The organism is Bordetella sp. MIP270_01_BMS, from assembly GCF_054958705.1.
Genome location: NZ_CM143297.1, coordinates 1,586,841 through 1,598,641 on the forward strand (window position 1 = coordinate 1,586,841; position 11,801 = coordinate 1,598,641).

General features: G+C 64.1%; 9 protein-coding genes and 1 pseudogene. 6 read left to right on the forward strand and 4 right to left on the reverse strand.

The window, feature by feature from the left end:
• Positions 1 to 15 precede the first annotated feature (15 nt).
• The 4 genes and pseudogenes from risA (at position 16) to ACV17W_RS07340 (ending at position 3,359) form a co-directional block, all read left to right on the forward strand.
• Entirely contained in the window at positions 16 to 750 is a 735-nt protein-coding gene (gene risA, locus ACV17W_RS07325; RefSeq protein WP_026640303.1) for a response regulator transcription factor RisA, read from the forward strand.
• A gap of 34 nt (positions 751 to 784) precedes the next feature.
• Positions 785 to 2,179, forward strand: coding sequence for a sensor histidine kinase RisS (gene risS / locus ACV17W_RS07330; protein ID WP_462595765.1), 1,395 nt, complete (start codon positions 785 to 787; stop codon positions 2,177 to 2,179).
• 58 nt (positions 2,180 to 2,237) lie between these two features.
• Positions 2,238 to 2,785 (forward strand): annotated as a pseudogene (locus tag ACV17W_RS07335) (peroxiredoxin).
• A gap of 55 nt (positions 2,786 to 2,840) precedes the next feature.
• Positions 2,841 to 3,359, forward strand: a complete 519-nt coding sequence (locus ACV17W_RS07340) for a carboxymuconolactone decarboxylase family protein (protein ID WP_462595766.1) — start codon at positions 2,841 to 2,843, stop codon at positions 3,357 to 3,359.
• A gap of 107 nt (positions 3,360 to 3,466) precedes the next feature.
• Here ACV17W_RS07340 and ispF read toward each other — a convergent pair whose 3' ends face one another.
• Together ispF and ispD are read right to left on the reverse strand one after the other, a co-directional pair.
• Positions 3,467 to 3,961: a 2-C-methyl-D-erythritol 2,4-cyclodiphosphate synthase gene (gene ispF / locus ACV17W_RS07345; protein WP_462595767.1), complete on the reverse strand. Its 495-nt coding sequence runs from the start codon at positions 3,959 to 3,961 to the stop codon at positions 3,467 to 3,469.
• Complete coding sequence (ispD, locus tag ACV17W_RS07350; RefSeq protein WP_462595768.1) at positions 3,958 to 4,641, reverse strand: 2-C-methyl-D-erythritol 4-phosphate cytidylyltransferase; 684 nt, start codon at positions 4,639 to 4,641, stop codon at positions 3,958 to 3,960. Before ispD ends, ispF begins: the two co-directional genes overlap by 4 nt.
• Before the next feature lie 29 nt (positions 4,642 to 4,670).
• On the opposite strand from ispD, the gene mfd reads away from it, so the two are divergent.
• Both mfd and serB read left to right on the forward strand, forming a co-directional pair.
• Positions 4,671 to 8,132, forward strand: coding sequence for a transcription-repair coupling factor (gene mfd / locus ACV17W_RS07355; RefSeq protein WP_462595769.1), 3,462 nt, complete (start codon positions 4,671 to 4,673; stop codon positions 8,130 to 8,132).
• A 32-nt stretch (positions 8,133 to 8,164) separates the two neighbouring features.
• The gene (serB, locus tag ACV17W_RS07360; protein WP_462595770.1) at positions 8,165 to 9,022 is read left to right on the forward strand and encodes a phosphoserine phosphatase SerB; all 858 of its coding nucleotides are present in this window, start codon (positions 8,165 to 8,167) and stop codon (positions 9,020 to 9,022) included.
• Between the two features lie 28 nt (positions 9,023 to 9,050).
• On the opposite strand, the gene ACV17W_RS07365 is transcribed toward serB, so the two are convergent.
• Positions 9,051 to 11,300, reverse strand: a complete 2,250-nt coding sequence (locus ACV17W_RS07365) for a TonB-dependent receptor (protein WP_462595771.1) — start codon at positions 11,298 to 11,300, stop codon at positions 9,051 to 9,053.
• A gap of 173 nt (positions 11,301 to 11,473) precedes the next feature.
• On the reverse strand, positions 11,474 to 11,791 hold the full coding sequence (locus tag ACV17W_RS07370) for a DUF2818 family protein (RefSeq protein WP_462595772.1): 318 nt from the start codon (positions 11,789 to 11,791) through the stop codon (positions 11,474 to 11,476).
• Between the last annotated feature and the right edge of the window lie 10 nt (positions 11,792 to 11,801).

Genomic DNA, 11,801 nt, shown 5'->3' on the forward strand with positions numbered 1-11,801 from the left:
GTTACATTTCCGGCCATGAACACGCAAAACACAAATCCCATCCGCAAGATCCTCGTCGTCGACGACGACCCGCGCCTGCGCGATCTGCTGCGCCGCTACTTGTCGGAACAAGGGTTCAACGTCTTCGTCGCCGAAGACGCCAAAGAAATGGGCAAGCTGTGGCAGCGCGAGCACTTCGACCTGCTCGTGCTCGACCTGATGCTGCCAGGCGAAGACGGCCTGTCCATCTGCCGCCGCCTGCGTGGGGGCCACGACAATACGCCCATCATCATGCTTACGGCCAAGGCCGAAGAAATCGACCGCATCGTGGGCCTCGAAATGGGCGCCGACGACTACCTGTCGAAACCGTTCAATCCCCGCGAACTGCTGGCGCGCATCAACGCGATCCTGCGACGCCGCGGCACGGAAGAGCACCCCGGCGCGCCCAGCCAGGAAAACGAGTCCATCGCTTTCGGGCCATACGTGCTCAACCTGTCCACCCGCACGCTCACGCGCAACGGCGAACAGGTGCCCATCACCACGGGCGAATTCTCGGTGCTCAAGGTTTTTGCCCGCCACCCCAAGATCCCCCTGTCCCGCGACAAGCTCATGGAACTGGCTCGCGGCCGCGAATACGAAGCTTTCGACCGCAGCCTGGACGTGCAAATCTCGCGTCTGCGCAAGCTGATCGAACCCAATCCGTCCAAGCCGGTGTTCATCCAGACGGTATGGGGCCTGGGCTACGTGTTCGTTCCGGATGGCGGCGGCTGATCATCCTGCCCGATCCGGGCAAGAGCGTCGTCTCATGCCCAGCTTGCGCAAGATCTTCCGTAACCTGACATCCCGTCTCAGGCTGGGGCTGTTCGGGCGCACGTTCCTCCTGCTCGCCGCATTGATGCTGGTCAGCCTGGGCGCCTGGTTGCAGGTGTTCTTCAGCATGGAGCTCGGCCCGCGCGCCAACCAGATGGCGCAGCGCGTCATCACGGCGGTCAACATTACGCGCACGGCGCTCATTTACTCGAACGACGCCGAACGCAGCAAGCTGCTGCTTGACCTGGCCACCAATGAAGGCATCCAGGTCTATCCCCGCGAGGTCACCGATTTCACCGAAGCGCTGCCCGATGACAACTATTGGCAGCGGGTCGCCCAGCACATTCGTTCCCGCTTCGGCCCCGAAACGCAGATTTCCTGGGGGGTCAACCAGGTACCGGGCTTCTGGGTCAGTTTCCAGATCAACCAGGATCTCTACTGGCTGGTATTCGAGCGCGAGCAGATCGGCCTGACAGGCGGCATAGAATGGCTGGGCTGGGGCGCGACCGCGCTATTGCTTTCGCTCGTGGGTGCGGCCGTCAGCGTGGGTTTCGTGAACCGGCCGCTTTCGCGCCTGGCGCGCGCGGCGCAAGTATTGTCCCGCGGCGAAACCCCGGCGCCCCTGCCCGAACAGGGCCCACTGGAAATCCGCGACCTCAACGCGTCCTTCAATCGCATGGCGAAAGACCTGCGGCAGACCGAGGCCGACCGCGAGCTCATGCTGGCGGGCATTTCGCACGACCTGCGTACGCCGCTGGCGCGCATGCGCCTGGAAATCGAAATGAGCGGCGTGTCGGAAGACGCACGCCAGGCCATCGACGAAGATCTCGGCCAGATCGACCACAGCATCGGCCAGCTGATGGAATACGCGCGTCCGGCCGGCACGTTGCCTCAGATGGCCACCGACATCTCTGCCGTACTGGCCGACCTGTACGAACGCGAACGCAGCCATACCGCATCAATGGGCGGCGAGCTGAATGCCTCGCTCGAGCCCGGCCTGCGCGCGCGCATCACCGCGCTGGACCTCAAACGCGTGGTCAGCAACCTGCTCGAGAACGCCCGCCGGTACGGGCGCTCCACCGATGGCCAGGCGCATCTGAACATGAACCTGCATGCCGAAGGCAATACCCTGGTCATCGAAGTGTCCGACCGCGGCCCCGGCATCGCTCCCGAAGAGGTCGACCGCCTGCTGCGGCCCTTCTCGCGTGGCGAAGCGGCGCGCACCGGCGTGAGCGGCGCGGGGCTGGGTTTGGCCATTGTCGAGCGCCTGCTCAAGCACGTGGGCGGCTCCTTGAAAATGCTGCCTCGCACGGGCGGTGGACTCACCGCAAGGATAGAGATCCCCAAAGCGCGTTTTAGAAATTATCAATTAGACAGCGATAGTCAATAGCGTACAATTTAGGGTTTGAGGCCATGCCTTATTTCACCCAACAACTACGGGAGCATTCATGAAAACTGTTGGCGACAAACTCGAGCCCTTCAAGGTCACCGGCGTCAAGCCCGGCTTCAACCAGCACGAAGAAAACGGTGTTTCGGCGTTCGAAGACATCACCGAAAGCTCCTTCCCCGGCAAGTGGAAGGTGATCTACTTCTACCCGAAAGACTTCACGTTCGTCTGCCCCACCGAAATCGTCGGCTTCAACAAGCTGGCCAAAGATTTCGAAGACCGCGACGCCGTCCTGCTGGGCGGTTCCACGGACAACGAATTCGTCAAGCTGGCATGGCGCCGCGAGCACCCCGATCTGAACAAGCTGGGTCATTACCAGTTCGGCGATACCACCGGTTCGCTGGTCGACCAGCTCGGCGTGCGCGACAAGAACGAAGGCGTGGCTTACCGTGCCACGTTCATTGTCGACCCCGACAACACCATCCAGCAGTCTCGGTGAACAACCTGAACGTCGGCCGCAACCCCGAAGAAGTGCTGCGCCTGCTCGACGGTCTGCAAACCGATGAACTGTGCCCGTGCAACCGCACGCTTGGCGGCGCGACGCTGTAATACCCCTGGCCCGGCTCGTCCGGGCCTTTCCTGCTCCAGATTATAGGTAAAAACTATGGAATTTCTTTCAGCAATCAAAGAACAACTGCCGGATTGGGCCAAAGATATCCGCCTGAATCTGGATGGTGTCATCGCGCGTTCGACCCTGGCGCCTGAAGACGCCGTGGGCGCGGCCCTGTCGGCCGCCTTCGCCGCGCGCAGCCCGGTACTGGTCGAGGCATTCAAGAGCGGGCTGTCGGAAACCGACGCCAATGCCGCCCTGACCGCGTCCGCCCTGATGGGCATGAACAACATGTGGTACCCGTACGTCGAGATGACGGGCGACGCCCAGTTGAAGAGCCTGCCTGCGCAACTGCGCATGAACGCCTACGCCACGCACGGCGGCGTCGACAAGAAGCGCTTCGAACTGTTTGCTCTGGCCGCCTCCATCGTCGGAAAGTGCCACTTCTGCGTGCAATCGCACTACGAGAATCTGAAGAATGACGGCCTTAGCGTCGAGCAGCTGCGCGACGTGGGGCGTATCGCATCGGTGGTGAACGCCGCCGCGCTGTCGCTGGCTGCCCAAGGCAAATAAACGCGTCAGCCCGGGCGCCCGGCCAAGCCGTGGCGCCCGTCCGAATGCCCGGCGTCCTGGGCGGTGCCGGGCTCTGCCATTCCCGACTCGGTGAAGGCTTCCTCGCCCTACGCCGCCCCATCGCGCGCCAACAGCACCACCACGGTGGCTGCGATTCCTTCCTTGCGTCCCAGGTAGCCCAGGCCCTCGTTGGTCTTGGCCTTGATGTTCACGTCCGTGGCGGCCAGCCCGACGTCGGCCGCGATATTGGCGACCATGGCCGGCGCATGAGGCCCGATCTTGGGTGCTTGCGCGTGCACCGTGGCGTCGATGTTGACGGCGGTCCAGCCCGCAGCCCGCACCTTGCCGACGGCCTCGCGCAGCAGCACGCGGCTGTCGGCGCCGCGGTACGCGGGATCGGTATCCGGAAAATGGCGCCCGATGTCCCCCAGACCCGCTGCGCCCAGCAGAGCGTCGGTGACCGCGTGCAGCAGCACATCGGCATCGGAATGCCCCTGCAGGCCATGTGTGTGGGGAATGGTCACGCCGCCGATGATCAGCGGTCGGTCCTCGACCAGGGCGTGCACGTCGTAGCCCTGGCCCACGCGTAAGGGAAAGTTCATAGCCATTTTTCCATCAGTTCGAAATCATCGGGCCAGGTGACCTTGAAATTGCGCAGGCTGCCCGGCACCAGCAGCGGCGCATGGCCGGCGGCCTCGACGGCCGAGGCTTCGTCGGTGACCGTCGCGCCGGCCGCTCTGGCCTCGTGCAGCGCGGCGCGCAGCACGCCGGCGCGGAACATCTGCGGCGTCTGCGCCAGCCACAGGCCGTCGCGATCCAACGTGGCCACTGCGCGAGGGCCACCCGATTTCACCGTATCGGCCACAGGCAGCGCCAAGAGGCCCCCCACCGGGTCGTCAAGACAGGCGTCGATCAGGCGCGCCAGCGTCGCGGCGGGCAAGCCAGGCCGCGCCGCGTCGTGCACCAGCACCCAGTCGTGGTCGGCCGCGCCGCTGTCTGCGAGCGCGGCGGCCACGGTATCCGCGCGCGTCGGTCCGCCGCAGGCGCGGCATATCGTACGCGGCAGGCCGGCCAGCGCCGCGCCGGCGCGCTCGTCGTCCGCCGAGACGGCCACCCGCACCTGCGCGATGCGCGCGTCAGCCAGCAGGGCCGAGACGGCGCGGCGCAGCATGGGCTGCCCAGCCAGCATGCGATATTGCTTCGGCACAGAGGGCGCGCCGGGCAGGCCGGCACGCTGGCCCACGCCGGCGGCGGGCACGATGGCTATCAAGGAATCAGTCATGTCCAAGAGATTTTATAATCTTCCTCCTGATGCCCGATTCCTCTCTCCCAGACGCGACGCCGCGACTCCCCGCCACCGCTGCCACGCTGTCCGCCCTGAAGCCCGGCGCCCGCTACGCCCAGCCGCGCCCTCCCGGCTCGGCCGATGCCTTTCTGCTGGCCGACCTGGCTCGCCAGTCGGGTCGCCCGCTCATCATCCTGACCGCGGCTCCGCTCGAGGCTCAGCGCCTTGCCGACGAGATTCCGCAGTTCGGTCCAGAGTTGCGCGTGCGCCAGTTGCCCGACTGGGAAACGCTGCCTTACGACGCCTTTTCTCCGCACCAGGACCTGGTATCGGCGCGTCTGCACACGCTGCACGCGCTGATGCAGGACGCGGTCGACGTACTGCTGGTGCCCGTGACCACGGCGCTTTACCGGCTCGCGCCCCCCGCGTTCCTGGCCGCCTACACGTTCTCGTTCAAGCAGAAAGACCGGCTCGACGAAGCTGCACTGCGCGCGCAACTGACCCTGGCGAACTACAGTCACGTCACCCAGGTCACCGCGCCCGGCGAATTCTGCCTGCGCGGGGGGTTGATCGACTTGTTCCCCATGGGTTCCGCAGTGCCATACCGGCTGGACCTCTTCGACGATGAGATCGAATCCATCCGCAGCTTCGACGTCGACACGCAGCGCAGCCTGTACCCGGTGCGCGAAGTGGAACTGCTGCCGGGCCGCGAGTTTCCCATGGACGAAGCGGCCCGCAACCGCTTCCGCGCGCGCTTTCGCGAGGTATTCGAAGGCGATCCGTCGCGCGCCCTGCCCTACAAAGACATCGGCAACGGCATCGCGTTCGCGGGGGTTGAATATTATCTGCCGCTGTTTTTCGACGAAACCGCCACGCTGTTCGATTACCTGCCGAATGACGCCATCGCCGTCACGATCGGCGACATCGACGACGCCGTGCAGCGGTTCGCCCATGACACGGCCAGCCGCTACAGCTTTCTGAAAAGCGACCGCGAACGCCCGGTGCTGCCGCCCAACACCCTGTTTCTCGACGCCGAAGGTCTATACGGGCGCTTCAAGGCCTTCGCCAGGCTGGCACTGACCGAAAATGGCCCCCACCCGGACTTCAGCGCCATTCCGGACGTAAGCGTCAGCCGCCGCGCCGAAGACCCGGTGGCTCGCCTGCGCGCCCTGCTCGCGCGCGGCGATGCGCGCGTGCTGCTGTGCGCCGATTCGGCGGGCCGCCGCGAGACCCTGGCTCAGATGCTGGCCGAATTCGGTCTCGCGCCCGATTTGCAGCCCGAGAGCATCCAGGCGTTCCTGGCATCGCAGGCCGCATTCGGACTCGGCGCCGCGCCCCTGACCACCGGCTTTGGCATCCCGGCAGCGGGACTGACATTTCTCACCGAAAACGACCTGTACCCCGGGCATGCCGGGGCGCCGCGCCGCAGGCGGCGCGACCAGGAACATGCCAGCAACGTCGAGGCCATGGTGCGCGACCTGTCCGAGTTGCGCGAGGGCGACCCGGTCGTCCACGCGCAGCACGGCATCGGCCGTTATCACGGCCTGGTCAACATGGACATGGGCCAGGGCGAGATGGAATTCCTGCATCTCGAATATGCAAACGGCAGCACCCTGTACGTGCCCGTATCGCAGCTGCATGTCATTACTCGCTACAGCGGCGCAGACCCCGATGCCGCGCCGCTGCACCAATTGGGCTCCGGCCAGTGGGACAAGGCGCGCCGCAAGGCTGCCCGCCAGGTGCGCGACACGGCTGCCGAACTGCTTGCGCTCTATGCGCAACGCGCGGCGCGCGAAGGCTATACGTTCAAGCTGCCGCTCAATGATTACGAGGCATTTGCCGAAGGCTTCGGCTTCGAGGAAACCGTCGACCAGCAGGCCGCAATCCAGGCCGTCATCGCCGACATGACCTCCGGCCGTCCAATGGACAGGCTCGTCTGCGGCGACGTGGGCTTCGGTAAGACCGAAGTGGCGCTTCGCGCCGCCTTCCTGGCCGTGGCCAACGGCAAACAGGTGGCGCTGCTGTGCCCCACCACCCTGCTGGCGGAGCAGCATGCGCAGACATTTGCCGACCGCTTCGCCGACTGGCCCGTGCGGGTGGTGGAACTGTCCCGGTTCCGGTCCTCGAAGGAAGTGACTGAGGCCGTTCAAGGCATCAATGACGGACGCGTCGATATCGTCATCGGCACGCACAAGATCCTGTCCAAGGATGTGCGGTTCAAGCGCCTGGGCCTCGTGATCATCGATGAAGAACATCGTTTCGGCGTACGTCAGAAAGAGGCCTTGAAAGCCTTGCGCGCCGAGGTCGACGTACTCACCCTGACCGCCACGCCCATTCCGCGCACGCTGGGCATGTCGCTGGAAGGCATACGCGACTTTTCCGTGATCGCCACCGCGCCGCAAAAGCGCCTGGCCATCAAGACGTTCGTGCGGCGCGAAGACGCCAGCACCATCCGCGAGGCACTGCTGCGCGAGCTCAAGCGCGGCGGCCAGGCCTATTTTCTGCACAACGAAGTCGAGACCATCCACAACCGGCGTGCCCGTCTGGAAGAACTGGTGCCCGAAGCGCGCATTGCCGTCGCCCACGGCCAGATGCCCGAGCGCGAACTCGAACAGGTCATGAAGGGCTTCTACCAGCAACGCTTCAATGTGCTGCTGTGCACCACCATCATCGAGACCGGCATCGACGTTCCTTCGGCCAACACCATTGTGATCCATCGCGCCGACCGCTTCGGCCTGGCCCAGCTGCACCAGTTGCGGGGCCGCGTGGGCCGCTCCCACCACCAGGCGTACGCCTATCTGCTCACGCCCGGCGAAGATGCCATCACGTCCAATGCCAAAAAGCGGCTTGAAGCGATCCAGGCCATGGAAGAACTCGGCTCGGGCTTCTACCTGGCCATGCACGACCTCGAAATCCGCGGCACCGGCGAGGTGCTGGGCGAATCGCAATCGGGCAATATCCATGAAATCGGCTTTTCGATGTACAGCGAGATGCTCAACGAGGCAGTGCGCGCGCTCAAGGCCGGCGAAGAGCCCGATATGGACGCGCCCTTCAACTTCGCCTGCGAGGTCAACCTCCACGCGCCTGCCCTGTTGCCCGCCGAGTATTGCGCCGACGTGCACGCGCGTCTGGGCATCTACAAGCGGCTGGCACACGCGGCCGACGAAGACGACCTCATCCGCATCCAGGAAGAACTGATAGACCGCTTCGGCAAGCTGCCCGAGCCCGCCCAGGTCCTGCTCTCCACACATCGGCTTCGCCTCGCAGCCCAGCCGCTGGGTATCGTCAAGATCGATGCCAGCGAAACCCAGGCTTCGCTGCAGTTCGGTCCCAAGGCCACCGTGGATCCGCTGCGCATTATCGAATTGGTACAGAAGCAGCGACACATCAAACTGGCCGGGCAGGACAAGCTGCGCATCGAGTTCAAGGCTCCGCAGGTTGCCGCGCGAGCCGACGCCGTGCGTGCCGTGCTGCGTACACTGAAGTAACATCCCGCCGACACCGCCTTCCTGCAGACCCTATGTCTTCCTACCACCTAGTCATCCAATCTCCCGGCCTGACCGCCGCCCAGACCGAGCAGTTGGCCGCGCTGGCCCAGGCCCAGGGTGTCGTGCAACTGGGGGCCACCGCAGCCCGGCTGCTCGACGCCGAGCACGACGCCACGACGCGCGCGCAAGTCACCCAATGGGGAGAACAGCATGGAGTGGACACCGCCTACGTGCAGGCCGGTGCACGCCTGTCGCAGTGCAAGGTGCTGGCCATGGACATGGACTCGACCCTGATCAACATCGAATGCATCGATGAGATCGCGGGCGTGGTCGGCGTCAAGCAACAGGTGGCGCAGATCACCGAGGCGGCCATGCGCGGCGAAATCAAAGACTTCGCCGAAAGCCTCCGGCGCCGCGTGGCACTGCTCGCAGGCACGCCAGCCACCGCACTGGATCAGGTGTACAGCGACAAATTGCGGCTGAACCCCGGCGCAGAACGCCTCATATCCACGGCACGGGCCGCGGGTTTGAAGGTGCTGCTGGTATCCGGTGGCTTCACGTTCTTCACCGAACGACTGCGCGAGCGCCTGCAACTCGACAGCGCCCATGCCAACACGCTCGAAATTCGCGATGGCGTACTCACGGGCAAGGTGCTGGGCGACATCCTCGACGCCGACGCCAAGCTGGCCCACTTGCGAGCCTTTGCTCAGGCGCACGGTGCCACACCCGAGCAGACCATTGCGCTGGGCGATGGCGCCAACGACCTGAAAATGCTGGGCGCTGCCCGTTATGCCGTGGCCTACCGAGCCAAGCCCATCGTGCGCGAGCAGACCCCGTACGCCCTGAATGTGGCGGGCCTGGACGGCGTGCTGAACTGGTTCGAGAGCTGACCACGCCCGTTGGGCGTGGCCTGCCGCCTCAGTACTTGACGTTAACGGTCAGCATCGCGGCGCGCCCTGTACCCAGCGCCGCATAGTGTGAAGCATAGGCCCGGGTGTAGTAGGTTTCGTCGAACAGATTGACGACGTTCAGCTGTGCGCTCAGGTGGTCATTGAACTGATAGGCCGCCATTGCATCGAAACGCCAGTACGACGGCACCCACCGCGCCTTGGGCGAGCCGTCAGCGTTGCGGCCGGAGTCCGAGTTGCCATAGACCTTGTCCATGTAATAGGCGCCGCCGCCCACCGTCAGCCGCGGAAGCACCTTATACGTGGTCCACAGGCTGAAAGCGTTGCGGGGCGTGTTGGGCAGATCCTGCCCGACTGCACCACTGCCGAAGGCGCCTTCGACCAGTTCGCTGTCCATGAACGTATAGCCGCCGAATACATTCCATTTGGGCGTGATGCTGCCGGAAAAGCCCAGTTCGATTCCGCGTACCTTGGCCTTGCCCACCTGCTCGCTCTCGGTGGCGGAAACGGCCACATTGGTGTTCTTGCGCACATCCTGAAACAGGGCGGCGGTCAGCATCAGGCGATCGTCGAACACCTGCCACTTGGTTCCCAGTTCGACGGTGCGGCTCTTTTCGGGCTCGAGATTCGCGCTGTCTGATGACACGACATCATTGACGTTACTGCCGGCCACGGACGATGGGGTCGACGACGTACCGAAGGTGGCATAGATCGTGCCGTTGGGAAGCGGCTTGTATGCCAGCCCCAACTGGTAATTGAACAGATTGTCTTCCCGGCTGGCGTTGTAGTTGGGTGCACCGGCCGGTGCGCCGCGGCCCGGGGCGATGTTTCTGCCGCTGATCTTGTAGTTGTCCCAGCGCAGTCCCACGCTGGCCTGCCACTGCTCGTTGAACTTGATCGTGTCAAAGCCGTACACGGCCAGGGTGTTGGTCGTGTACGTGGCCGGATCATCACGGCGCTGAAGTCGGCCCGGGTAATAGGTATGCGGATCGGCGTTCCACAACGACGTGCACCAGGGCGAGCCTGCCATGGGAGCCGTCGAACAATTCGTGCTGTTGCCGGGCTTGCCCAGCTCGTCGTAGCCGTCCTTGTCCTGGACCACGTTGGTGTATTCAAACCCGACGTCGAAGTTGTGCGTCAGGCTGCCCGTGCTGAACTCGCCCGTCAGGTCGGTCTGGTTGGTAAACGTCTTCGTGGCAAAGTAGCCCGATTTCAGGCCACGGTAGACCAGGCCGTTTACCACGTTGCCTTTGCTGTCGTCCGGGTTGGTGGCGGCAAAATCCATGGTGGCGCGCGTATAGCGCGTCACGTTGCGCAGCTGCAGTCGGTCGGATATATCGTGCTGGATATCCAGCGTGCCGGTGTCGTCACGCTGCCGCATGAAATCGCGGCCCGTCAGCCCATAGAAGGTCTTACGACTGACGCCGCGCGTCTCGGTCACCGGCTGCCCCGATTCCGGGTCGTAAGGAATCGAATAATCGGGCATGCTGTCGTCCTGGTAATGCTGGAAGCTCAGCGTAATTCGCGTGGGCGTGCCCAGGCCCAGGGTCAGCGACGGGGCCACGCCCCATCGTTCGAAGTCCACGGCGCTGTCGCGCCCCGGTACGTCGCCCTTGTTACCCATCAGGTTCAATCGGAACGCCGCCTGATCACCCAGGCGCCAGTTGCCGTCCACCGTGGCCCGGTAGTTGTTGTCGGTGCCTGCCTGTAGGCTGCCCTCCGCGAAATCGTCGCCCTTCGGCTTCTTCGTCACAAGATTGATGCTGCCCCCGGCCCCACCCCGGCCCGAATACACCGAATCCGGCCCCTTGATGATTTCCACCTGCTCCAGGTTGAAGGTATCGCGGGTCTGCGTGCTGGTGTCGCGCACGCCATCGACGAAAATGCTGCCGGCCGAGTTCTGGCCGCGGATGATGGGCAGGTCGCCCCCCGCGCGTCCTCCCTCACCCGCACCGAACGTGATCCCGGGCGAATTGCGCAACACGTCTTGCAGGGACGTCGCGGCCTGGTCCTGGATCACCTGCTGCGGCACGACTTGCACGGTGCGCGGCGTATCCACCAGCGGAGCCGTCATTTTGGGAGACCTGGACACCTGCACGTCGTACGGCGATGCCTCTCCCTCCACCTGCACCGGGGAAAGCTGCGGCACCGAGGTCTGTGCGTCGGCGGGGATAGACACCAAGAACGCCGGAGCAACCATAGCGGCTGCAAGCGACGACGCCAGCGTATTCATCGAATACGAATCCAGGGATCTCAACATTCTTCTCCATTAATGAAAACAACAACGATTCTTATTCTTTAATGGGGCTACATTGTGGACCTATGGACTGACAGCTACCTGAATCCATCCCACCCAATGCCGATTTACAACGCCGTGGCGTGGCGCAGGCAAAAAAAAGCGCCTGCGTGCAGGCGCTTCATAAGCAACGGGTGTCAGGATCGCAAGGACGGATGCCGCTTGAACAGATACCGGTACACGAAGCCGGGGTATCCCAGCACCAGATACAGGCTCAGCGTGATGGCGTAGAACTCCCAGCCCTGGGCAAAGGAATTGCCCAGCGCAGCTTCGAAGGCATACCCCAGGGCAATGACCAATCCGTAATACACCAGCAACTCGGCCATGCGCAGCCAGAACGGTTTGGTATCCTGCTTCCAGGGCACAACGGCCAGTACGCGCTCGGTAAGGAACGGCAGATTCGCGCTGACCAGCGCCAGCGCGATCAATAGCCAGACGGCAAGAGTCTGGTTCATGCCCCGCCCT